The 23,921-nt window shown below is 61.9% G+C and carries 20 protein-coding genes and 1 pseudogene; 7 read left to right on the forward strand and 14 right to left on the reverse strand.

The features are described from left to right. Positions 1-32 precede the first annotated feature (32 nt). From ACYVD0_RS21645 to ACYVD0_RS21655, 3 genes are read right to left on the reverse strand one after another with little or no spacing between them, the layout of a single operon-like run. Positions 33-2,429: a fimbria/pilus outer membrane usher protein gene (locus ACYVD0_RS21645; protein ID WP_460428720.1), complete on the reverse strand. Its 2,397-nt coding sequence runs from the start codon at positions 2,427-2,429 to the stop codon at positions 33-35. Continuing rightward, positions 2,392-3,129, reverse strand: a complete 738-nt coding sequence (locus ACYVD0_RS21650) for a fimbrial biogenesis chaperone (RefSeq protein ID WP_460428721.1) — start codon at positions 3,127-3,129, stop codon at positions 2,392-2,394. Before ACYVD0_RS21650 ends, ACYVD0_RS21645 begins: the two co-directional genes overlap by 38 nt. After that, complete coding sequence (locus ACYVD0_RS21655) at positions 3,129-3,665, reverse strand: Csu type fimbrial protein (protein WP_460428722.1); 537 nt, start codon at positions 3,663-3,665, stop codon at positions 3,129-3,131. The genes ACYVD0_RS21650 and ACYVD0_RS21655 overlap by 1 nt, the downstream gene beginning before the upstream one ends. A 424-nt stretch (positions 3,666-4,089) precedes the next feature. Here ACYVD0_RS21655 and ACYVD0_RS21660 point away from each other — a divergent pair. Then, positions 4,090-4,293 (forward strand): annotated as a pseudogene (locus ACYVD0_RS21660) (PDDEXK nuclease domain-containing protein); the annotation flags it as partial. 72 nt (positions 4,294-4,365) lie between these two features. After that, on the forward strand, positions 4,366-5,121 hold the full coding sequence (locus ACYVD0_RS21665) for a metallophosphoesterase family protein (RefSeq protein ID WP_460428723.1): 756 nt from the start codon (positions 4,366-4,368) through the stop codon (positions 5,119-5,121). A gap of 163 nt (positions 5,122-5,284) precedes the next feature. Here ACYVD0_RS21665 and ACYVD0_RS21670 read toward each other — a convergent pair whose 3' ends face one another. Then, on the reverse strand, positions 5,285-6,058 hold the full coding sequence (locus ACYVD0_RS21670) for a haloacid dehalogenase type II (RefSeq protein WP_460428724.1): 774 nt from the start codon (positions 6,056-6,058) through the stop codon (positions 5,285-5,287). Between the two features lie 149 nt (positions 6,059-6,207). Beyond that, positions 6,208-7,833 (reverse strand): malate:quinone oxidoreductase, encoded by a 1,626-nt coding sequence (gene mqo, locus ACYVD0_RS21675; RefSeq protein WP_460428725.1) that lies wholly within the window; start codon positions 7,831-7,833, stop codon positions 6,208-6,210. A gap of 779 nt (positions 7,834-8,612) precedes the next feature. On the opposite strand from mqo, the gene ACYVD0_RS21680 reads away from it, so the two are divergent. Continuing rightward, positions 8,613-9,221, forward strand: a complete 609-nt coding sequence (locus tag ACYVD0_RS21680; protein WP_460428726.1) for a hypothetical protein — start codon at positions 8,613-8,615, stop codon at positions 9,219-9,221. Positions 9,222-9,345: 124 nt separating this feature from the next. Here ACYVD0_RS21680 and ACYVD0_RS21685 read toward each other — a convergent pair whose 3' ends face one another. Next, a complete protein-coding gene (locus ACYVD0_RS21685) occupies positions 9,346-9,579 on the reverse strand; it encodes a hypothetical protein (RefSeq protein WP_460428727.1) in 234 nt (77 codons plus the stop codon). Positions 9,580-9,887: 308 nt separating this feature from the next. Then, entirely contained in the window at positions 9,888-10,151 is a 264-nt protein-coding gene (locus ACYVD0_RS21690) for a helix-turn-helix domain-containing protein (RefSeq protein WP_460428728.1), read from the reverse strand. Positions 10,152-10,239: 88 nt separating this feature from the next. On the opposite strand from ACYVD0_RS21690, the gene ACYVD0_RS21695 reads away from it, so the two are divergent. The 4 genes from ACYVD0_RS21695 to ACYVD0_RS21710 all read left to right on the forward strand — a co-directional run bounded on the left by ACYVD0_RS21695 (position 10,240) and on the right by ACYVD0_RS21710 (position 16,822). Beyond that, positions 10,240-10,671 (forward strand): helix-turn-helix domain-containing protein, encoded by a 432-nt coding sequence (locus tag ACYVD0_RS21695; protein WP_460428729.1) that lies wholly within the window; start codon positions 10,240-10,242, stop codon positions 10,669-10,671. A gap of 536 nt (positions 10,672-11,207) precedes the next feature. Continuing rightward, positions 11,208-12,899: a glycoside hydrolase family 13 protein gene (locus ACYVD0_RS21700; protein ID WP_460428738.1), complete on the forward strand. Its 1,692-nt coding sequence runs from the start codon at positions 11,208-11,210 to the stop codon at positions 12,897-12,899. 614 nt (positions 12,900-13,513) lie between these two features. Next, positions 13,514-15,316 (forward strand): glycoside hydrolase family 13 protein, encoded by a 1,803-nt coding sequence (locus tag ACYVD0_RS21705; protein ID WP_460428730.1) that lies wholly within the window; start codon positions 13,514-13,516, stop codon positions 15,314-15,316. Between the two features lie 534 nt (positions 15,317-15,850). Next, positions 15,851-16,822 carry a glucokinase gene (locus ACYVD0_RS21710; RefSeq protein WP_460428731.1) on the forward strand — a complete coding sequence of 324 codons (972 nt, stop codon included), beginning with the start codon at positions 15,851-15,853 and terminating at the stop codon, positions 16,820-16,822. A gap of 182 nt (positions 16,823-17,004) precedes the next feature. Here ACYVD0_RS21710 and gloA2 read toward each other — a convergent pair whose 3' ends face one another. The 7 genes from gloA2 to ACYVD0_RS21745 all read right to left on the reverse strand — a co-directional run. Continuing rightward, positions 17,005-17,409, reverse strand: coding sequence for a VOC family protein (gene gloA2 / locus ACYVD0_RS21715; protein WP_460428732.1), 405 nt, complete (start codon positions 17,407-17,409; stop codon positions 17,005-17,007). A 501-nt stretch (positions 17,410-17,910) separates the two neighbouring features. After that, positions 17,911-19,200, reverse strand: a complete 1,290-nt coding sequence (locus ACYVD0_RS21720; RefSeq protein WP_460428733.1) for a sugar MFS transporter — start codon at positions 19,198-19,200, stop codon at positions 17,911-17,913. 758 nt (positions 19,201-19,958) lie between these two features. Further along, positions 19,959-20,777 carry a metallophosphoesterase family protein gene (locus ACYVD0_RS21725; RefSeq protein ID WP_460428734.1) on the reverse strand — a complete coding sequence of 273 codons (819 nt, stop codon included), beginning with the start codon at positions 20,775-20,777 and terminating at the stop codon, positions 19,959-19,961. Then, on the reverse strand, positions 20,774-21,031 hold the full coding sequence (lysC, locus tag ACYVD0_RS21730; protein ID WP_460428739.1) for an Rz1-like lysis system protein LysC: 258 nt from the start codon (positions 21,029-21,031) through the stop codon (positions 20,774-20,776). The genes ACYVD0_RS21725 and lysC overlap by 4 nt, the downstream gene beginning before the upstream one ends. Continuing rightward, the gene (locus tag ACYVD0_RS21735; RefSeq protein WP_460428740.1) at positions 20,916-21,323 is read right to left on the reverse strand and encodes an Rz-like lysis system protein LysB; all 408 of its coding nucleotides are present in this window, start codon (positions 21,321-21,323) and stop codon (positions 20,916-20,918) included. The genes lysC and ACYVD0_RS21735 overlap by 116 nt, the downstream gene beginning before the upstream one ends. A gap of 258 nt (positions 21,324-21,581) precedes the next feature. Further along, complete coding sequence (gene rep, locus ACYVD0_RS21740) at positions 21,582-23,591, reverse strand: DNA helicase Rep (protein ID WP_460428735.1); 2,010 nt, start codon at positions 23,589-23,591, stop codon at positions 21,582-21,584. 89 nt (positions 23,592-23,680) lie between these two features. After that, a partial coding sequence (locus ACYVD0_RS21745; protein WP_460428736.1) for a pirin family protein occupies positions 23,681-23,921 on the reverse strand: 241 nt, incomplete at its 5' end.

Genomic DNA, 23,921 nt, shown 5'->3' on the forward strand with positions numbered 1-23,921 from the left:
TCGGTGCCTCTCATCCAATTTGGACAGATGTGCTACGGCTTGATGCCAGGGCAGGTGAGATATCCCAGGTCGAGGAGCGGCTCACTGCTATCCGGTATCTCGAGCATGATTTCACAGGTTTGCCCGCGCCACTCCACGGTGAGCCTGTTGCTGGAATCCAGTCTGGACAGAAAGACTTCGCCACGCAGTCCAACCGGGAATCGTTCTCCGTTTTCCAGCATCACCACTGCCCCGGTGGGCAATGCCTCTCCATTCTCGAACTGTATTCTGAAGAATGCGTCACGGCTGAGCTCGACATCGAAGCCGAGGACTATGCCACTGCGGGCATAAGGAATGGCCACTTGCTCCAGGTTGCCGATATTGGCCTCAATGGGCAGGTCGGCCTGTTCGATGCGGATTTTATTGCGCTCAAAGGAGCGCAGGCGTGGAAGCAATGCACGACCCTTGCCATCGGTGCGAGCCACCTCCTGATTCTCGGCATAGACGCGCACATTGGAGAACCCGGGGATGTCCACGACGGCAAAGCTGTCGCTGATTCGCCGGCTGGCGAACACTCCTCCGCCCAGTAGCGCTACGCCGCCGCTGGCATCGACTCTGGTGCTGCTCTGGCCGTTGCTGTTCGTTGCTGCCAGTCGATAGGTTCCGAAATCGTTCTGATAGCTCAGGCTTCCCTCGCGATAGTCGCTGTCACCCAGGCCTGCCTTCAGGCGGTAACCGAAGCCGCTACCTACCGGCAGACTGCGCTGCAGTTGCAGGGTGCCATCGCGCCGATCGGCGCGATGACTGGCATTGATACTGGCAGTGGTGCGATCGAGGCCGCTTAGCGGCAGGGTGAGAGTCAGACTGAAACTTGTCTCGTGATCATCGAGGAAGTGCAGGGCCGAAAAGCTCAGGAAGCCCAGCTCGCCGAGGCCTAGGCTGTAACCGGCCGAAACGAACTCGATATCCTGTTGGGCGCGGTAATTCTGCTGGGTATAGCTCAGGCTGAAAGTGTCTTTAGCGAATCCGGCAAGGCTGACGAAGGCGTTCGTTTGCCAAGCGGGGAGCGGATTGTTCTCGCTGGATGCGCCGAGCCGCACGAAGTGTTCGCTGGCAAACTGGTTGTCAATGCCGAAGCTCGCCTTTCGGCCTTGCCGCTGCAGGCCGAGCCTGAGCAATTGCCCCGTTTCACCTTCTGCCCGGCTGGCCGCCACCGCCGAATGGATCTCTCCGTCCCAGGGTAGCAGCCAAGCGCCGCCGACCCCGACGGTCTGTTGGTCTTGAAGAAACTGGCCGTGGATCTCCGAGGTGAAGTAGTCGGTCTGCCCTTGGCGGTAGGTGGCCGTTGCCACGAGGCGGCCATAATCGTTGCTGCTCAGGCCGTAGTTCTCGCGAATGACTCCCAGTTCGACGCTGTAGTCCTGAAGGCCAGGGCGCAGCAGCCGATTGCTGGCATAAAAGCTCTGCGTAATCACCTGTTCGCGGCCGAGAATGTCGCGGACTACCAGGCGGGCCTCGCCCGCGCCGGTGACCACAGGCACCTCGTCGATGCTAAACGGTCCTGCTGGGATCTCGCGGCGCGCGCGCAGTGCATCTTTGACATACAGATCGATAGTGGAGGGCAGGCTCGCTTCGCCGGACATGCTCAGCAAGGGCAGGGTCGCGAACTCCGGTCGGGTGCTGAAATTGGTTCCCCACTGCAGCCCTCCGAACCGCACCCCACCGCTCCAGCTGGTGCCATGGCTGGTGGTGTCGCCGAGCAGCAGGGTGCGCATGTTCTCCGGGTCGTCTCTACGCCAGCTGGTATCGAGACGCACGAAGGAACTGCCAGCCTCCTGGCCCTGCGGCTCCGCCAGAAAGCTGCTGCTGCCGGCACCCCAGCCATTGAAGGCGCCCAGCTCGAACAGCCCGCTTGTGCTGTGGTTATCTGGAGCTTGGGTAGCCGACAGGTCGTAGTTGAAATAGGCGCCGAGGGGCGATCGCACGGGCCTGTTGTCGTCGGGCCTGCCGCCGCCCAAGCGCGAGGTTTCGAACAGGTCCGCCGGTGCTTGCAGATCGAGCGTCAGCAGCCTCGGATCAACGTGGTGGCGCAATCCGGCGTAGGCTGCTAGCGGGTAATAGTCCTCGCCCGCATATCGGGTGGGGTTGGTTTGCGGCATATGCAGCCGCAGTTGGCGCAGATCCTCTGCACGCAGCAGCGGCCCGTTGGCAGGATCGAGCAGAGCCAGCACAATCATCTGGATGGGCTGGCCGTTGACTGTCAACTCCAGCCAGGTAGCCTCGAGAGGGACTGCCGGCAGGCGAGTCTCGGCAGCCGGCCCCGCATCGGCTGCCTGCACCCGGCCAGGCATGCAGATCATCATCCCTAAGGAGAGGATCGCCAATGTCTTGAATGCAGGGGGGAGCAGCCGGTCATTCCACTCGCAGATGGCTAGTGATATCAGTTCCATTGATCTTCGCCGACAGCTCCACGGCTTCGCCCACTGGGAGGCCGGCAGCGGCCTCCAGCGACCATTCGCGACTGACGCCGGCCAGGACGTAGACCGGGTCCTGTAGCGGCAGCGTCTTGCCATTACGCAGGCGCAGCTGCAGGTCAGACACCTGGCCTTGTGCATTCCCCTGGTTGATCGTGGAAAGCACAAGCCCCTTCGGGGTGCGCCGCAGACGCCATTCGAGTTGCGGCACGGTCGGTGCCGAAGGTGTCACGAAGACCGGCACGCCGAGGCGCAGCGTCACCTGCATGCCTCGGAAACCCTCCGGCAGCGGCGCTGGTAGCTCCTGAAGGAACAGCCGGTAACTGAGCTCCCTCTGTGGGTCCGGCACACGCCGCAGGCCGACCCGGACAATCTGCGACTCTCCCGGCGGCACGGTGAAGATCGGCGGCATGGCCAGCAAATCCGTGGTTGGACTAAAGTGGTCAACGCCCTGCTCCTGCGACCAGTTCAGCAGCTCGAGCTGGATGGACATGGGGGTCGTCCCAGAATTGAGCACGCGCAAGGCAGCGATCTTTTGCCCGGTAGACAGCGTCACTCGTATCGGGCTTACCGAAAAGCTGCCGGAAAAAGCCGATTCGCTCAGACCCATGCAGGAGAGGGCTGCGAGGAAAAGAAGGCCGTGCCTTGCGGCACGGCGGTCAAGGGCCGTGAGCATCAGAAGTCAACGGTGGCGACAACGGTATCTACATAGGCGCCGCTGGGGACGTTCTGGCCTGCCGGAATTTGGCCGTATACGATATGCTCATCCGCCACACCTGTGCCGACGGCTTCGACATCCACCGTCGCGTCATCGCCCCAGATTAAGGTGCGTGCAGCATTGCTATACAGATGATAGGTCAGTAAGCCGCCGGTGCCGTTATTCATTTGGCGAATCGGCGCTGCAGCGGTAGAACCACCGGCGGGGGTCAAACCCTGGCCCAGGGTTATCGTCACCGGTGCGTCTAGGGTGCAGATAATCTCGACGGCACCCTCTTCGTCGAGATCAACGGTGTTGTTGGCTGTAACGAAATCATAAATGCCAAACGCCAGCGCAGTCGTGGTGATGCTGCAGGTGGGTTCAACAGTGGCGCTGACCTCAAGGTCGGCTGTTTCTTGCGCGTGAGTAGCCGTAGCCCAGCTTCCAGCCAGAGCAATACTGGTAGCCCAGGCAATTTTGCGCAACATTTTCAGCGAGGATTTCTTCTCGTTCATGAAGTCTATTCCCTTAGACAGAGGACGGATAACTTTGCATCTCCGCTTTCGACGGGTTTGCTTTTTTCAAAAGGCCCAGATATGTCGGAGCTGGACTCCCAGGATTGGGACGGCCGAACTCACATCTCTACACCTTGAAGAAAAAGCATCTTATAAAACAATTAAAACCATCAAAAAATCCATAAATTAAATAAAAAACCATTATTGCAGCAGGTGAACACTGAGCCGGTGACGCAGCGCCATGAGGAAGCATAGGACGGATCATTGCGCGCGCAAGGTTGTTGTGTGGAAATAATCCACGGGAAGCGCAGGCCCCCGGCACTCGACAGGTTTTTGCCTGCGGCAGTCCTGCCCGGCAGCGCACCCGCATCCGATCGCCGCATCCCGCCGGAAGGTCTTGCAGGCGGTGAGCACGGCGCTGATCGAGCGCAAGCCCCGCGGGAATCCGGCCATCGGCATGCTGCCGTGCGCCAGCAAGGACGACGAGGTGGTCGAGTATGCCCTCAACCGCTCGCTGTCGCTGGCGCTGATCGCCGAGTATCAGACGCAACTGCTGGACAAGCGGCTGCTGCAGGCCAAGTTGAACGAGCTCCATGCCTTGAACGCCCAAGAAGACGAGGGCACCTGAGTCCGCCGCGCCCGTCCGCCTTACCGCAACACCGCCCGGCTATAGTCCCCTGAGACTTCCAGGAGTAGTCCCATGCGCATCCATATCCTTTCCGACCTGCACAACGAGTTTTCCCCCTTTACGCCGGCGCCGGTGTCAGCGGATGTGGTGGTGCTGGCCGGCGATATCGACGTCGGGGCGCGGGGGGTGGAGTGGGCGCGGCGGGCGTTCGACTGTCCGGTGCTCTACGTGCCGGGCAATCACGAGTATTACGGCGGCGCTCTGCAGGCGACCCTGCGGCAGCTGCGCGAGGCGGCGGACGCGCGCGTGCGGGTACTGGATTTCGACGAGGTGGTGCTGGGCGGGGTGCGCTTTCTCGGCGTCACCGCCTGGACGGATTATCGGGCGACCGGCGAGGACGAGCAGGCGCGGCAGGTGGCGCAGCGGCGGGTTTCGGACTTCCGGCAGATCCGCTGGGGCGAGGGGGAGCGGGTGCCTTTGCCGGAGGATTTCGCTGCTCTGGCCGGGCGCGCCCACGACTGGCTGCGCGACTGTCTGGCCCAGCCCTTCGCCGGGCCGACGGTGGTGATCAGCCACCATGCGCCGTCGCTGCGCTCGATTGCCGGCCATCCCTACGCTGGCACACCCCTCGATGCCGCCTTCGTCAATGACTGGGACGAGCTGATGGGGGAGGGCCTCGATCTGTGGATTCACGGCCATACCCATTATGCGGTCGACTACCGGATCGCCGGCACCCGGGTGATCTCCAATCCGCGCGGCTACGAGGGCGAACAGGTCGCCTTCGATCCGTGCTGCGTGGTGACGCTGGAGGAGGGTGGGGTGGTTTGAGGCTGGGTTTCTCGGCCAGGTGTACGAGGAGCGGCTGCGAGACACTGAGCAGGTCCGCCACGCCCAGCGTGGTCAATGCGTTTGCATTGACTGAAAGGGGCGTTCGGCTCCACCAGTCATTCATTTCGTGAGGGGGGAGGGGGAGCCGAAAGCCGGTCCGCGCTCATGGGCGCTTGCCGAGGACTCCGGCCAGCTCCCGGATGTCCTTGACTACCCGGTCCGGTTCGGCTGCCAGCGGATAGAGGGCCTGGCCGGGGCGCGCGACGAAGATCGCCGGCATGCCGGCGGCCTTGGCCCCGGCGATGTCCCAGCCGTGGGCCGCCACCATCAGCGCCTCTTCCGGTTTGACGCCCATCTGTTCGGCCGCCCAGCGGTAGGTTCGCAGATGGGGCTTGTAGAGCTTGATCTCCTCGATGCTCAGGTTGCGGGTGAACAGGTCCGCCAGCCCGGCATTCTCGAGTTGCGTCCGCACCCCGCGATGGGTGGAGTTGGTCAGGGTGACCAGGGTATAGCCTTGGTTCTTCAGGGCCTGCAGGCCTTCGCGCACGTCGGGATGGGCCGGCAGCTCGAGCAAGGGTGTGACGATCGCGGTTCGGGCCTGTTCCTCGGTCAGCGTGATGTCATTGTTCTTCGCCACCATCATCAGTGCGGCAGTGCCGACCGTGCCGAAGTCGTGGTAGTTCTCCGTGGCGCTCTCGACCAGCGAGTGGTGCAGCATGGTCGAGAACCACAGCGGCAGCAGTTCCTGTCGCCCGTTCAGGGCTGCGCCGACGGACTGGCGCATGGATTCCAGATCCAGCAGGGTTTCGTTGACGTCGAAGAAGATGACCCTGGGTTTGCTCGCAGCCGGCTCTTCCGGGGGAGCGGCGAGGGATGGCTGCAGGCCGGCCGCCAGGAAGGTCAGCAGTAGAGTCAGGATGGCATGGATGGGGCGCATCGGGTTTTCCTTGTCGATGAGTTCGGGGGTTTTCCCCGTGAGCCTGCCCGGAGCCGGGCAGCGATGCCATGATGGCAGACGGCATTCGCTTCGGGAGGCTGGAAAGGAAATATCCCCCTCGGGCGAGGGGGATATCGGAGATGGACAGCTTACAGGGCAGCCTGGGTCGGCTCGGCTGCTGTGGCTTCGGCCTGGACCTCGGCTTCGGGGGCTTCCGGGCCGATGTGGATGAAGTTCAGCTGCAGGTGCTCGCTGGTCATGGCGCGGATGCTGTTGGTCAGCTCGAGGTTGTTGTTGAGCTTCTGGCCGTAGGTGGGAATGATTTCCTTCAACCTGGCCTGCCATTCAGGCGTCTTGACCTTGTCTTTGAAGGCCTTTTCCAGCACCGAGAGCATGATCGGCGCGGCGGTGGAAGCACCCGGCGAGGCGCCCAGCAGCGCGGCGATGCTGCCGTCCGCGGCGGCCACGACCTCGGTGCCGAACTGCAGTTTGCCGCCGAGCTCGGGGTCCTTCTTGATGATCTGCACGCGCTGGCCGGCGTTGACCAGTTTCCAGTCCTCGGCGCGGGCCTCCGGGAAGTACTCGCGCAGCTCCTCGATGCGCTCTTCCAGACTGAGCATCAGCTGACCGACCAAGTAGGCGCTGAGCGGCAGGTTGTCGAGGCCGGCGTGCATGATCGGCATCAGGTTGTCCGTGCTCAGCGAGCGCGGCAGGTCCAGCAGCGAGCCGTTCTTCAGGAACTTGGTAGAGAAGGTGGCGAAGGGTCCGAACAGGATCGCCCGCTGGCCGTCGATCAGGCGGGTGTCCAGGTGCGGCACGGACATCGGCGGGGCACCCACCGAGGCCAGGCCGTACACCTTGGCCAGGTGACGTTCCACGACTTGCGGGTTGGTGGTGTAGAGGAACTGGCCGCCCACCGGGAAGCCGGCGTAGCCCTCGCCCTCGGGGATGCCGGATTTCTGCAGCAGCGGCAGCGCGCCGCCGCCGGCGCCGATGAACACGAACCTGGCCTTGACGGTCCTTTCTTCGCCGCCCTTGGCGAGGTCGGCGACCGTCACGCTCCAGGTGCCGTCGTCGTTGCGCTTGAAGTCGCGCACATCGTGCTTGAGGTTCAGCTTGACGTCGTCGTGTTTGGTCAGGGAGCCCATCAGCTGGCGGGTGATTTCGCCGAAGTTGACGTCGGTGCCGATCGGCATGCGGGTCGCGGCGACCTTCTGGTCGGCCGGGCGGCCTTCCATCACCAGTGGCGCCCAACCCTTGATCTGCGCATGGTCTTCCGTGTACTCCATGCCCTGGAACAGGGAGTGCTGCTGCATGGCCGCATAGCGCTTCTTCAGGAAGTCGACGTTGTCTTCGCCCATGACGAAGCTGATGTGCGGCACGTCGTTGATGAAGGATTTCGGGTTGCTCAGCACGCCCCGCTGAATCTGGTGGGCCCAGAACTGCCGGGAAATCTCGAAGTCTTCGGCGACTTTCTCGGCTTTATGGGTGTCGATGTGGCCATCGGCCTTCTCGGGGGTGTAGTTCATCTCGCAGAAGGCTGAATGGCCGGTGCCGGCGTTGTTCCAGCCATTGGAGCTTTCCGCGGCGATCTGATCGAGGCGTTCGTAGATGTCGATCGTCCAGCCAGGCTCCAGCTCCTTGAGGTAGGTGCCCAGACTGGCGCTCATGATGCCGCCGCCGATCAGCAGAACGTCCACGGTTTTCTCCGTGTCATCCTGCTTGGCGCAGCCGACGATGCTGGCGCATAGGAATGTCAGTAACAGTTTTTTCATAAGATGGACCTTTTGAAATTGTGAGTAGGTGTGGCAAGGCTGAGGCGGGGCGCCGGTTCGCGCTGTCGGCGTCCTGTCGGGCGTCGTGGGCGTCGGATAAGGCCTGCCGCTACTTCCGATGGAGCTGTCGCATCTGGATCAACTGTTGTTCTTGTTCGGCGCGCACAGGACTGCTGCGCTTTCCGGTCGCTTGTCCGGGCAGCCTCCCGGGGCCGGGCAGCCGGGAGGGCTCGGGGCGCGAAAGGGCAGTCATGGCTCGCTTCTCCTGGGGGGCCGCGTCGCCCAACCCATGGCGGGCGCGAACCCGTCGATGCGCTGGCCTTCGCATTCGGAAGGCTTTCGTCGGTGGATGCAGTGTCGTCCTGCCATCGCAGGACTACCTAGGCAGAAAACATGCCATTTTCATGGGGATGCCGAAAATCAATGCTCTGGGGCAACTAGTCGTCATTTTTTTGGGTGGGCGTGTGGCGAAATGCCGCCACTCGGGCTGAAGCAAATCTGTGGCGAAAGGCGGAATTCCGCCCGCCCGCCCGCGAGAAACGGCAGCGAAGTCGGCGGTAAAGCAACGCTGTCCTGCAGTCCCGCCAGCGAACCCGAGCACGACGGATGGCGTGCACCGGCACTGGCCGAAACTGGCCTCAGGGACAAGACTGAGAGTGAGGTGGCCCTCCGCTAGCTGAGGGTCCGCGCGTGGAGGCCGCAGGGATTCCCGTGCGGCCGACCCGAGCGCTGCCGGGCGGGGGCACCCATGGCTATACATCCAGGATGGAGTTGATCCCATGAAAGCCGAACACCTGCATATTCTCGCCGACCTATCCGCCCGACCGACTGCCAGTGCGCGTACCCGACTGATCGCGATCCGCCGCCTCTGCCGGGCTTTCGCCCTGGAACTGGACGCCATCAGCGCCGAGCGCCGCGCCCTGCGCCGCCAGGCCGGCAAGCTGCGGCCCTTCCTGCCGTTCACCTGGCTGGCTGTGGATGAGCTGGAGCGACAGGCCGCCGATCACCGGAGTGAAGTGAAAAACGACCTATGCCAGGCATTGGCGGGCTTCGGACGTATGTTGATGCTGGATCACAAGAGGATGATTGAATCTTTGGGCTTCGACGGCCTGTGCGATCTGCTGAATGTGAATCCCGTTCACCGCAACGAGATTCGCCGCAGAGAGCACGCTGAGCTTTCGGAGATCGTTTTCGTCGAAGGGCTGGAGGACAGCGCCGAGCACCAGGGTGCCGACTGGAAGGACGGGCCACTATTCAACGCCTGCTACTACGCGATGATGGAGCTTATCCGGACAAGGCCCCAGTTGCCTGTTCTGTTCGCTTCAGACAAACCCTTCGGACCAAAGCTGCCGCCCAGGTTGCGGATAGTGGGTGGCAAGGCTGGCTGAGCCGCGTCCCGTCCGCTGCAGGCGTTTCCGGGTCTGGGCGCGGTCACGGCGCTAGAGGGTCGGCGCGGGTCTTTCCGCGTGGTCCCGCCACTGAGGCTGATGAGACCCGTGCCCGTTGCCGGCCTTACTGCGCCTGATCGAGGGCGGCCTTGAGCGCGCCGAGGGCTTTCTTCTGCGCGGCGAGGCATGGGGAGTCGCTGAGGATGGCGCCGCAGCGGATGCCTTCCGGGATCGGCCGATAGCGGTCGGCATGCCAGTGTTTATGAATGGCGCTGCGGAGTTCCTCGCGCAGGTGCAGCAGCAGAGCCTCTGCCAGTTTCGGTTCCAGCTTCAGTTCGACAAAAATGGCCTTTTCCATGGCACTTCTCGACTAGTGGGCGCGGCATTCTCAAGCCAGCGGTTGGAGCCGCAGGCCTGGCACTTTCGGTGCTCGGCGAATAGCGCGCGGGTAGGTGTGGCCGGGCACTTCCCACGCCGACAGAAGTTCAGGCCGGTGAATACCTGGATTCGTATGTGGCTTTCGGGATCGACCAGGCGGGCGCTGTTGCCGTCGCTGGCTCTCGGGGCGAGACGGCACCGAACGCATGCTGCTTGTCGAGAGCGAGGCAGACCAGGAGCACTGCGTTTCCAATAGCGTGCATCTCTTTTTCTGTTTTCGATAAGCAATTATCGTTCCAGTGCTGTCGGGATCTGGGGCAGCCCGTTCGTGTCCATACCCTCCAGGATGCCCGGCAGTACTTCGGTGCCGATCGCCAGCGACAAGTCGCGCAGGATGGAAAAGGTCAGCCGCCCGTTGGGCAGGGTTTTGGCGCCGGCCCAGCGCTGCACGGCCTGGGTCACGGTGCGCGGTTCGTAACCGTGGGCGAGGGCGAACTGGCGGAAGTTGCTGCCGTGTTCTATCAGCCGGGCCTGGATCTGGCGTTTGTTCATGGCTCGGGTGTTCTCATTTGGTTAAAATGTACTCGTTGTGCGTAAATTTATCTACTCTAAACGCATATGTCAAACGGTAGTCCTCCAAATGCGTAAAAAAAGTGCGGCGGCTGTTCTGGCGCGACTCAAGGTACTGATGGGCGCCACAACCGATATAACCTTGGCCTCCACGCTTGGCATAAGTCCCCAGACGCTGAGCAGCTGGAAGTCCAGAGACTCTGTTCCCTATGCGTTATGCGTAGAAGTGGCCGAAGAGCGTGGGGTTTCGCTTGACTGGCTGCTGGTCGGCGAGGGTCCGATGTCACGAGGAGAAGCTGACTCGCCATCGGCTCGGGAGGCTCCTGCTATCTATGAGATAAGCCCCGGCGAGCAAGTCCTGCTCGAGCTGTTCCGTTCTCTCGGGGAAGATGACCGGCAAGAGGTACAGAACGCTGCTTCGGAAAGGAAACGGCTGACCGTCATCGGGCAGCGCCTCGAGGAGCTGACCGCTGTCGTTGCCGCTATCAAAAAAACGGTTTAGGCAGTTCGATTCCGCAAAGTCATGGCGCCTCCTCAAGCGCTCGGCAAGAGGATATGCCATGACAGCAAGTCTTCAGGGCGGGGCAATCGCATGAACGACTTTCTCCTCTCTCCCCAGCCCTCTCCCGCACGCGGGAGAGGGAGTGAACGGCTTCGCCTGCCCCCTCATGCGATTGCCCTGGTCTGCAGGGCTCGACCTGCACGCCACTGCGAGATTCGAGCTGGGGCTCAGGGCATCAGGGCAATCTGGACGATGCCTCTTTTTTTCTTCTCTTTGGATGTCCTGCGCATTTCCTTGGCTGCCACCCTGTTCCGGGAAGACGGTGCAGCACTGCTCGGCGCGCGGGTCGAGCCGCCCCGTCGCCGCTTGCAGCCTCCGACCCTGAGTTCGAGCACAGAAGAAGACGTACGGTATGCAGGGAAGCGCGTGTTGCTTGCCAACAGCGTCAATAATAGGAAGTTCCTATGTCTTCATCTTCACGTCGCGACTTTTTGAAAGCTATGGCCATAACCACTGCGAGTCTGACCTTGGTGTCATTGCATGGCGGCGCATACGCCGCCGGCGCCCAGCCAGCCCCTCCCGGGCCGGAGTGGTGGCGCAATGCGGTGATCTATCAGGTCTATCCACGCTCTTTTGCCGATGCCAATGGCGACGGCATCGGCGACCTCGCGGGCATCATCGGCAAGCTCGACTACTTGCAGACGCTGGGCATCAATGTGATCTGGCTGTCGCCGGTGTTCCGCTCGCCGATGGACGACAACGGCTACGACATCTCGGACTACCGTGACATCGCTCCCGAGTTCGGCACGCTCGCAGAGATGGAAGCGCTGATCGCCGAGGCCGCGCGACGCGATATCCGCATCCTCATGGATCTCGTCGTCAACCACACGTCCGACGAGCATCCCTGGTTCGTCGAGGCGCGCAAGTCCAGGGACAACCCGTACCGCGACTACTACATCTGGCGCGCGCCCCGCGCCGACGGTTCCGCGCCGGACGAACAACGCGCAAACTTTGGCGGCAGCGCGTGGGAGTTCGATGCGACGACCGGCGAGTACTACTTCCACCTGTTCTCGAAGCACCAGCCGGACCTGAACTGGGCGAACCCGCGGGTGCAGCAGGAAGTGCACCGGATGATGAACTGGTGGCTGGACAAGGGCATCGGCGGCTTCCGCATGGACGTCATCGACCTGATCGGCAAGGATGTCGATCGCGGCATCACGACCAACGGCCCGCGCCTGCATCCGCTATTGCAGGAGATGAACGCCGCGACCTTCGGCAAGCGCGGCGTGCTGACGGTTGGCGAAACCTGGGGCGCGACGCCGGAGATCGCCAAGCTGTATTCGGATCCGGCACGTCGCGAATTGTCGATGGTGTTCCAATTCGAGCACATCACCCTGACTTGGGACCGGCAGGACGGCAAATGGACGCCGCGCGCCTTCGACCTGCGCGAACTCAAGGAGGTCATCAACAAGTGGCAGAACGCCCTTGCCGGTACCGGCTGGAACTCGCTGTTCTGGAATAACCACGACTTGCCACGTGTGGTATCGAAGTACGGCGACCCTGGTCGCTACCGCGTCGAGTCGGCGAAGATGCTCGCGACCGCGCTGCATTTCCTGAGGGGCACGCCCTACATCTACCAGGGTGAGGAAATCGGCATGACCAACGTGCGTTTCGAGTCGATCGAGGACTACCGGGATATCGAGTCGCTGAACCTGTATCGCGAGCGCACCGCGGCGGGGGTGTCGCATGAAGCGATGATGGAAGGGATCTACGCCAACAGCCGCGACAACGCACGCACGCCGATGCAGTGGGACGCGAGCGAGCATGCCGGCTTCTCGCGCGGCAGGCCGTGGCTTAAGGTCAATCCCAACTACCGCGAGATCAATGTCGCCGTCGCGCTCGGCGATTCGGGATCGATCCTTCATCACTACCGCAGGCTGATCCGGCTGCGCAAGGAGCACCCGGTGATCGTCCATGGCGACTACCGGCCGCTCCTGGATGCGCACCCGCAGGTCTTCGCCTACGAGCGCCAGCTCGGCAACCAGCGCATCGTCGTCATCAACAACTTTTCCGCGAACCTTGTCGAGCTTGACCTGCCGGCCGGTCTGCGCGACCTCGCGGGCGAAGGCCTGGTGAGCAACTACGGGCCCCGTAACGTGCTCGGGCAGCGCCTCGCGCTGCAGCCCTACGAGTCCTTTGCCATCGCGCTGAGCACGCCGCCGGCCTGACCAGAGGTTTCCCCGATTTGCCCGTCCATGGCTTGGGCGGGTAGCGGCTGCATGCCTGTCGGCCACGCCCGCACTGTTGAAGTCACGCCCACCATGTCGCTCACTATCTCGGCCGGGTGCTGATCGGCGAAACCTATTATGAAGCGAACTTCATGGAGTAGCCGCTGGAAATGAGTGGGCTTGCCAAGCGAAACCTCAAGCTCTAAGGTTGCGCTGTCTCATCGGTGCGAACTTGCCAAGGCACAGGTTTTTTCTCTGACTACCTTGGGACAGCCTTGTGGCAATTGACAGGAACGACAAGCTGGCAGCGCAGACTCTGCTGTAGGGCGGCACAGCCCGTAAGATAGCGCTGTCTCATGGCCGAGGTATCTCCATGGCTCCATCTATCAATGCCCACCGTGTTCATGGGTAATGTCTCTTTTGCCCTCTCCCTGAGCGCTCTTTGCACTCCTTCGGCCTTGGCCGCAATCAGGGAGCAAGACCGTTCAGCAGAAGGGCAAAGCCCCGGAGCAAGTCAACCAGGCGACTCGTTCGGTCTGAGGCCGGACACCCGGGCGCCCTCTCCAGCAGGGGGAGAACGCCCAACAACAACAATCAAAAAGAGAGAGTTGGTTATGCAGGCTGCACGTTTTCGCAAAACCCTGCTGAGCGCCATGGTGGGCGCTCTGGCTATCTGTCAAACCGCGACGGGCGCAGATCAGAGCATGACCCGCGATGTGACGAAAATAGCCCCGGTGTCCCAAGCTGCAAGTCCTGACGCGGCCTGGTGGAAGGAGGCGGTTGTCTATCAGGTCTATCCCCGCTCGTTCAACGATACGAACGGCGACGGTATCGGGGATCTGAACGGCATCACGGCGAAGCTCGATTACCTGAAGACACTGGGCGTCGATGTGATCTGGCTGAGCCCGCATTTCGACTCGCCCAACGCCGACAACGGCTATGACATCCGCGATTATCGCAAGGTGATGGCCGAATTCGGCAGCATGGACGACTTCGATCGCATGCTGGCCGAGATGAAGAAGCGCGGCATGCGCCTGATCATCGATCTGGTGGTCAACCACAGCAGCGACGAGCATCAGTGGTTCGTCGAGAGCCGCAAAGCCAAGGACAACCCCTATCGCGACTATTACATCTGGCGCGACGGCAAGAATGGCGGCCTGCCGAACAACTATCCGTCCTTCTTTGGTGGCTCGGCATGGAAGAAGGATGAGGCCACCGGACAGTACTATCTTCATTATTTTGCCGAGAAGCAGCCCGACCTGAATTGGGAAAACCCCAAGGTCCGCGCCGAAGTCTACGACACCATGCGCTTCTGGCTGGACAAGGGCGTGTCCGGTTTCCGCATGGACGTGATCCCCTTCATCTCCAAGCAGGACGGTCTGCCCGACCTGGCCCCGGAAAAACTTGCCCACCCCGAATTCATCTATGCGAATGGCCCGCGCGTTCATCAATATCTCCAGGAAATGAATCGCGAGGTCCTGTCCCGCTATGACGCGATGACGGTCGGCGAGGCGTTCGGCATCACCTTCGATCAGGCCCCGCTGTTCACCGACGCGCGCCGCCGCGAACTCGACATGATCTTCCATTTCGATCTGGTTCGGCTCGATCGCGATGGCTGGCGCAAGAAGGACTGGACGCTTCCCGAGCTCAAGGCGGCCTATGCGCAGATCGATCGTACGGGCGGCACGCATGGCTGGAACACGAGTTTCCTGACCAACCACGACAATCCCCGCACCGTCTCCCATTTCGGCGACGACAGTCCCGAATGGCGCACGATATCGGCCAAGGCGCTGGCCACGATGATGCTGACGCAGCGTGCTACGCCCTTCCTCTACCAGGGCGACGAGCTGGGCATGACCAACTACCCCTTCCGCGGCATCGAGGATTACGACGATGTCGAAGTGAAAGGCCAATGGCGCGACTTCGTGGAAACCGGCAAAGTCTCGGCGGACGAATATCTCGCCCATCTGCGCCAGACCAGCCGCGACAACGCCCGCACCCCGATGCAGTGGAGTGCCGCGCCGAATGGCGGCTTCACCAGCGGCAAGCCGTGGCTCCCGGTCAATCCGAACTATCCGCAGATCAACGCAGCGGCGCAGGTCGACGATGCCAACTCGGTCTACAACCATCATCGCCGCCTGATGGAACTGCGCCGCCAGACGCCTGCGCTCATCCATGGCGAATTTCGGGATATCGATCCCGCCAACCCCAAGGTCTTCGCCTATACGCGCACGCTCGACGACAAGCGTTATCTCGTGCTGATCAACTTTACCCACGAGAGGGTCGACTACGGCCTTCCGGAGGGGCTGAAGATCGCGGCGACGCTGCTGGACAACGGCGCCGCGCAGCAGCAGATGCCGCCCGGAGCCACGGGAGTATCGCTGCAGCCCTGGCAGGCGACCGTCTATGAGCTCTGATTCGCCGCCTGTGCGGTTGGCTGGCCGACCCGACTGGGACGGCCGGAACACCGGAAATGATTCGTTGAATCAGCAGAGCCTGTTTTGTTCGTTTCTTGATCGGCCCGCTGCTGCCCAGGCCTTGATGGCTGTAGGCAGCTGCGGGCCGATCCCTGCCATGCAGGGAAAGCCTGCCTGCGTCGAGGCCGGATGCTCGTCGTTGAAGTGGTGGAGGTGCCCGTAGAGGAGGGCCGGAGAGGCCGAAGTTCCTTCAGTTGGCCTCGTCGCACGGGCTGTTGGCGCAGAAACTCCCGTTGTGGCGGGTGTCGCCAAAGCAAGTTCAAGCACAATCATGCTTAGTAATGGGCTGCTTAGATTATTGTTTTATTACTACATTTTGCGGTTGATTTTAAGCTTTGATTCGTGTTTTTATAAATTTATTTATCAAATACAATAAAGTGTGAAGCCTATGCCTGTCGAAATTTATCTCTCTGCGCTCCGCTCGTCTTTGGCCATCATGCACATGGAGTGCTCCAGGATGCAGGAGCGACTGAAATGAACTTGTCAGTGGTCGGAGATATCGGGGGCACCAATGCGCGTTTCGCCTTGTGGTGCAATGAACGAATAGAGTCAGTGCAAACGCTGGCCGCTGCCGACTTCGCCAGCCCGGAGCTGGCTATCGAGCATTACCTGTCCTCCCTAGGGCTGGCGCCAGACAGCCTCTCCAGTCTGTGCCTGGGTTGCGCCGGGCCGGTGTCCGGTGAGGACTTCCGCTTCACCAACAACCATTGGACCTTGAATCGCACCGCTTTCCGGCAAGCGCTGGGGTTGGAAAATCTGCTGCTGATCAATGACTTCACCGCCATGGCGCTGGGCATGACGCGCCTGCGTGAACACGAGTGCATCCAGATCTGTCCCGGTGCGGCGGAGCCTGGCAGCCCGTCGCTGGTGATAGGGCCGGGCACCGGCCTGGGCGTCAGCACCTTGCTGCCCGATGGCGATGAGCGCTGGAGAGTGCTGCCGGGCGAAGGCGGGCATGTCGATCTGCCCATTGGCAGCCTGCGCGAGGCGGCGCTATGGCAGCAGCTTTTCGTTGATCTCGGCCATGTGCGTGCCGAAGACATACTCAGTGGCAGTGGCCTGGTACGCCTCTACCGCTCGATCTGTGCCCTGGACAACCATGCGCCGAGCCTGGGCACGCCCGCCGAGATCAGTGCGGCTGCCCTGGCCGGGGATCCGGTCGCGGAGGAGGTTCTGAGCCTGTTCTGCATCTGGCTCGGGCGGGTCGCCGGCAACAGCGTGCTGACCATGGGCGCCCGCGGCGGCGTGTACATCGTCGGCGGGGTGATTCCGCGCTTTGCAGCCTTCTTCCAGTCCAGCGGCTTCGCCAACAGCCTGTGCAGCAAAGGCTGCATGAGCCACTATCTCAAGGGCGTGCCGGTTTGGCTGGTGACAGCCGAATATCCCGGCCTGGAAGGCGCCGGTGTTGCCCTGCAGCAAATGCTGGAGCCCGCCAGCGTCTCTTGAGGATGAACCGCGCGTGAGGCATCGAGGAGGGCGGGAAGCTATCTACGATGCCCGGCAACTGCCTCATGCGCGCGGCACCTTGCCCCATTCCTTCCTTTCACTCGCCTGATGCACGCCGGCAACCTTGCGGGCGGGCGGGTTATCCATCGCCACGTATCGTTGCGGGTCAGGCTGCGAAAGCGTCAGCCGCCATGTCGAGCGAGCGACTCGTACAGTTCAAGCGGCAGATCATCCGGATCCGCGAAGAAGACAAAGCGCTTGTTCGTGTGTTCGTCGGTTCGTATGGGCTCGACGAAGACTCCCTGGCTCTCGAGTTCTGCCTTGCAGGAAGACACGTCGTCGACCTCGAATGCCAGATGGCGAAGACCGCAAGCCTCTGGATAAGAGGGGCGCATCGGTGGATTGGGAAAGGAAAAGAGTTCGACTTGCGATCCATCGGGAAGCGCCAGATCGAGCTTGTAGGACTTGCGCTCGGCCCGATAATGCTCGGCCACGATTTGCAGGCCCAGATATTCGGTATAGAAGCGCTTCGAGACTTCATAATTCGAACAGATGATCGCGGCGTGATGAATACGACGAAGGCGCATGGCTTTATGGCTCGCTCTTTTTAATGAGTTGCAGCGTTTGATGTTTTATATCGTCACGTCTGCCGTGTCACAAGCATGGATGTCGCCTGCGAGAGCTCCAATATAGACAGTGGTGAAGTTCAAGCAGAAGACGCCGAGTTGGTGGTGCAGCGTATTCGATTGAATACGAGGCGTGGCATTGTGCGGTGGGCTGGCGCGCGGGAGGTAATCCGCTGGAAGTGCAGGTGCCTGGATATTATTTAATTAATGCAAACAGATGGGGGAGCTGCAAGTGCGAGGGGCATGGAGGCTTGTTTGTAAAAAAAACGTCCCAAGCCTTCACGGCCCGGGACGATAAAGATCTCAAAAGACCGCATTTTCCAGTCGTCCGCAATCCTGCTCCTTTTACGGCACCAGTATTGCGGACAATGACCGGACCTTTTTCAAGAACGGGATCTGCTGATCCCGCCAAGAATTCCGGGGTATCGCCATCAGGCTTTCGCCTGTTCAAGAGCTTCGCAATTAACCGATCATTCGGGGGCGACGTGCATACCAGCCATAGGAGGCGATACCGGCATAACAAATGACGGGAACGGCCAGGGCAGTGGCGAGGGTAGACAGGTCGGCTGCAAATCCAGTGACCGGCGGAATGATTGCCCCGCCAACGATCGCGCAGCAGATCAGGCCCGATCCTTCGGCCGCCCGCTCGCCGAGCCCTTCGGAGGCAAGACTGAAGATGGTCGGGAACATGATGGAGTTGAACAGTCCCACGGTCAGCAGTGACCATCCGGCGACACTGCCTGTCGTCATTGCGGAAGTGGTTACCAGGACCATGACGGCCGTGGCGGCAAAGGCCAGCAGTTTTCCGGGGGAGTACCGGCGCATGAGGGCTGCACCGATGAACCGGCCCACCATGGCGCCGCCCCAGTAATAGGCCACATGCTTGCCGGCCGTTTCGGGTGCCAGGTTCATGGTGGTGGGGAGCATGAGATAGTCGGTGAGGAGACTGCCGATCGCAACTTCAGCCCCGACATAGAGAAAGATGCAGGCGGCGCCGAAGGCAAAGCGGGGTTGCTTCAAAAGATCGAGGGTAGAGAGGATGTTGGGATTCTCGGGTTTTTTCGAGGATTTCAACTTGTCTCTCTGCAGCCAGACGACCAGGGCAAGCAGGCAGATGATCAGAGCGATGCCTGCGTAGGTATTGCTGATGACGCTGGCTTCCTCGGCCAGATAGGCCGTCAGTTCGGATGAGGACAATGTCGAGGTGTCCACCTCATTCAGGGTGCCAAGAATCAGGATGGCGCCAATATAGGGGGCTACAGTCGTTCCCAGCGAATTGAATGCCTGGCCCAGGGTGAGACGGCTATGTACGGTCGTGCTCGGCCCCAGAAGTGAGATAAGAGGGTTCGCCACGACCTGCACGGTGGTGACGCCCACCGCCAGGATGAACAGGGCCCCCAGGAATGTCAGGAACAAGGCAGAATTGGTTGCCGGTATGAACAGCAGGCACCCGATAGCCATGGTCAAGAGCCCGACGACGGCGGCTTTCATGTAGCCGATTCGCGAGATGAGCAAGCCGGCCGGTATGGATGCAACGAAGTAGGCAAAGAAGAATGCGGATTGCACCAGCATTGCCTCGGTGTAGCTCAGGCTGAACAGGTTTTTCAACTTTGGAACGAGTACATCGTTAAGGCTGGTCAGGCCGCCAAAAATAAAGAACAGAGCGAAAACGAACAGGCTCAGTTTTTGTGTTTTTGCTGTTGCCAGGCTGTTCGTGTCAGCCCCGCTAACGGTGGTTTCGATCATTGCCATCGTACATTTCCTGTTTTTGTGGTTGTTACTTTCAAGGAGTACTCCGCTGAGAGCGTACGAGTACTGCTCAGGCAGAATTTCAATCCAGGGATCCTGGCTTCCCCGGGCTAAACAGAGTGCAGCTTGCTGTTGCGGGTTGGGACGGCGCTGTCCCAGGCGCGCTCGAAGCGCTGAAGCGAACCGGTCCTGCTCGGTCTGGTACGGATGGCCATTGTCCGAGGAGCGACGCTGCTGTTGACAGGCTCGCCGGAAGGCGGGGGGAGGGCATATCTGTCGCCGGCAGTCTGCGCCGGATGCATTGCGGCGAGGCCGACAGAGGAACGGGCGCGGAATCTCTGCTTGAGAGTGGCGTCCTGGTGCAGGCAGGGTTTGCTGTAATCAGCGCCACCCGTGTTCGTCAGCGTAGTGGTAGATGGATGCATAAGTAGTCACCTCGGCACATAGGCAGCGCTATCTTAAGAGTTCGTGCCTATACAAGGCAGACTCTGTCGCTGTCATCTTGTTGTTTTTGTCAATTGCCACTAGGGCTAACCCAGCATGGGCAGAGGCTAGGTTGGCGCATGGCCAGTACCGTATGCTGAGATAGCGTTACCTTAGTGCCTGCGGTTCCGTTTGACAAGGCTCTCTGCATGAGTGGTCACCCATGAAAATTGCTTCACTAAAACGATTCGGCGTGAAGATAGCTCTTTCGATGACCAGCGGGAGGCTGAGCATCGAGCCTTGGCCGTGCTCGAGCGGTCTGGGCAGGGAGGCTGAGATCAGCGGGCGGGCCAGTACAGATCGTAATGCGCTCCGAGCACGAATTGACCGGTCGGGGAGTGGTAGTCCCAGCGTTCGACTTGCACCTGCTTGCTCTCTGCCTGGCCCAGATGCAGCCGGTTGAACGAGTTCGGCGAGCGGCCGCGCACTCGCGAGGACAGCGCGGTGCCAGCCTGCACCGTCCAGATCTCCCGGGTCAGGTTGGGGTACTGACCACTCAGCGGCAGCACATAGGGCAGGTGGATGTGCCCGCCCATCACGATGTCCAGACCCGCCTCGGCCCAGCGCGTCAGCGCCGCCTGCGCGCCATGCTGCAGGTTGTGCAGGTCCGAGGGCGCTATCAAGCCGAAGGGCTGGTGGGCCACCACAATGCGTAATTTGGCCGGATCGCACTGGCGCAGCCGCTCGCAGACCGCGCGTACCTGGTCGCCTGTCACCCGGCCGTCCTTGCGGCGCCTGGGATGGGTCGTGTTCAGGCCGATGACCAGCAACTCGTCGTTCTCGAAGGTCGGCTCCAGCTCCTTGCCGAAGTGCCGGCAGTAGTTGCCGTAGGGGCACAGGAAGCGCGACAGCAGGTTGTACAGCGGCAGGTCGTGATTGCCGGGAATCACCAGGGTTTCCGGGATGCCGTAGCCTTCCAGGCGCTGGACGAAGGCCTGTGCCGCGTCGAATTGGTGGCGTCGCGCGCGCTGGGTGATGTCCCCCGACAGCACCAGCAGGTCGGCGCCCTGTTCGCGCACGTGCGCCTCCATGGCTCCCACGACCGGTTGCTGCTCGGTGCCGAAATGGGTATCGGAGATGTGCAAGATGCTCGTCATGGTACCGAGAGTCGCCTGCCTGCGGGCGAAGTAAGCCGAGCGGAAGTTTCTCTTCGCTTTGTGCTGACCCTGTCTATCTGGGCGGCGTATTCGGCCCAGGCGGCTTCGGTGTGGTCAAGCCCGGCGAGCAGGTCGCCGTTAGTGCGCGGGCTGTTCGGCGGTAGCCGGAAGGGCATCACTGCCGGACAGGTGCTCAAGATGGGCGTCGGCACCAGTGATGACGAGGCGCTCGCGCAGCCGGCGAGCAGCCGCAGACAGAGGTTCGGCAGTCCAGGCGCGCAGTTCCTGACTTTCATGCTTCAGTGCTTCGATCTGTTGCTGTTGGCTGGTCAGCGCGGCGCGCAGCTGCTCCTGGCCGCTGCGCTCACTGGTGAGCGCAGCGGCCAGGCGCTCGGCATCGGCCTGGTGTTGGCTGGCCAGCCGTTCGGCTCGGTCGGCACGCTCGGCAGCGCGCTGCAGCTCGGTGCGCAAGGTATCGCTCTCACGGGAGAGCAGCCAGATGACCAGAGCCATGAGTATGGCGAGGAGAACAGAGGACTTGGTCATGCCCGCTCCCTCCCTGCTGCAGTGCCATCCTGTGGGCTGAATTGGCGGAGCCGCTTCAATTTCATACCATTCGTTCCTCCTTGAACTGCGCATAGGCGTGAGCGAACTTTACGTTATACAAATTCTGAGCATAGGCCGCTCTGAGTTGTAGCGCTGAGAGAATTCGGCCCAGCGGCGACCCTGCAGGACCTTGTGACGGTGTTGAACTTATGATTGGTACGCGTCCAGAGCCACGCTATGGATTAGTGACACTCGATCTCAGCGCTTGAGCATCGCCCTGATATCCGCCAGCGCATTCTTCCCCCGCGCTGCCTTGGCCTCCACCGGGGCGTCTTCCTGGCCCTCCCAGGACAGGTCGTCCTGGGGCAATTCGGCGAGGAAGCGGCTGGGGGCACAGTCGATGATTTCGCCGTACTGCTTGCGCTTGGCGGCAAAGGTCAGCACCAGGTTCTGCCGGGCGCGGGTGATGCCGACGTAGGCCAGGCGGCGTTCTTCCTCGATGGTGTCGGCCTCGATGCTGGAGCGGTGGGGGAGGATTTCCTCTTCCACGCCGATGATGAACACGTGAGGGAACTCCAGGCCCTTGGAGGCGTGCAGGGTGAGCATTTGTACGCCCTCGGCGCCTTCCTCTTCTTCCTGCTGGCGTTCCAGCATGTCGCGCAGCACCAGCTTGCCGATGGCCTCCTCGATGGTCATCTCGCCGTCTTCGTCCTTTTCGAGCGTGTTCTTCAGCGCTTCGACGAGGAACCAGACGTTGCCCATGCGCACCTCGGCGACCTTGTCGCTGGAGGCGTTCTGCTTGAGCCAGTTCTCGTAGTCGATGTCCATCACCATGCTGCGCAGGGCGGCGATCGGGTCATTCTGCGCGCACTGCTGGCGCACGCCGTCCATCCAGCGAGTGAAGCGCGCCAGGCGTTCGCTGTAGCGGCCGTCCAGATGCTGGGCGAGGCCGAGCTCGCCGGCGGCCTCGTACAGCGAGAGGTTGCGCTCGCCTGCGTAGTGGCTGAGCTTTTCCAGGGTCGCCGAGCCGATTTCCCGGCGCGGCACGTTGATTACCCGCAGGAAGGCGTTGTCGTCATCCGGGTTGACCAGCAGGCGGAAGTAGCTCATCAGGTCCTTCACCTCCTGGCGGGCGAAGAAGCTGGTGCCGCCGGAGAGGCGGTAGGGGATCTGGTGGTGCTGCAGCTTCAGTTCCATCAGCCGCGACTGGTAGTTGCCGCGGTAGAGGATGGCGAAGTCGCTGTAGGGGCGGCCGGTCTTCAGGTGCAGGGTGAGGATCTCCATGGCCACCCGCTCGGCCTCGGCTTCCTCGTTGCGACAGCTGATCACGCGGATCTCGTCGCCGTGGCCCATCTCGCTCCACAGCTGCTTGTCGAACACGTGGGGGTTGTTGGCGATCAGCACGTTGGCGCACTTGAGAATGCGGCTGGTGGAGCGGTAGTTCTGCTCGAGCATCACCACCTTCAGCGAGGGGTAGTCTTTTTTCAGCTGCATCAGATTTTCCGGCCGCGCCCCTCGCCAGGCATAGATCGACTGGTCGTCGTCGCCGACCACGGTGAACTGGTGGCGCATGCCGACCAGCAGCTTCACCAGCAGGTACTGGCTGGCGTTGGTGTCCTGGTATTCGTCGACCAGCAGGTAGCGAATGCGGTTCTGCCACTTCTCGAGGACGTTCGGATGCTCCTGGAACAGCTTCACCGGCAGCAGGATCAGGTCGTCGAAGTCGACCGCGTTGTAGGCCTTGAGGGTGCGCTGGTAGTGCAGGTAGACGACGGCGGCGGTCTGCTCCTTGGGCGTGCGCGCCTTCTCCAGGGCCTCCTCGGGGAGGATCAGGTCGTTCTTCCAGGCGCCGATGTGGTTCTTGATCTCGTCGACGCCGTCGTCCCCGGAGTATTCCTTCTGCATGATGTCGGTCAGCAGGGCCTTGATATCGCCCTCGTCGAAGATCGAGAAGCCGGGCTTGTAGCCGAGCCTGCCATGCTCCTTGCGGATGATGTTGAGGCCGAGGTTGTGGAAGGTGGAGACGGTCAGCCCCTTGCCCTCGGCGCCGCGCAGCAGGCTGCCGACGCGCTCCTTCATCTCGCGGGCGGCCTTGTTGGTGAAGGTCATGGCGACGATGTGCCGGGCCTGGATGCCGCACTGCTGGATCAGGTAGGCGATCTTGCGGGTGATCACGCTGGTCTTGCCGGAACCGGCGCCGGCGAGCACCAGCAGCGGGCCGCCGACGTAGGCCACGGCTTCCTGCTGGCGGGGATTGAGTCGGGACATGGCGAGCTTCGCAGGAGGGGACGGCCGGGCATTCTAGCAGCCCCCGGCGGAGCATTTTCACACGGCGCCGATCCGCTGCCCGCCACCGTTCATGGCATCCGCGGCAGTTCGTTCAGGCGCAGATCGAAGACCAGCACCTCGGCCAGCTCACCGTCGCCGAACTCCAGCCGCTCGGCCCGGCGGATGCGCAGGCCGTCGCCCGCCTCCAGTCGCTGGCCGTTGACGGTCAGCGCGCCGCGCGCCAGATGCACGTAGGCGTGGCGTTGTCCGCCGAGCTCCAGGCTGGCCCGCTCCGCACCGTCGAACAGCCCGGCATAGACCCGGGCGTCC

It is taken from the genome of Azotobacter armeniacus (assembly GCF_054779355.1).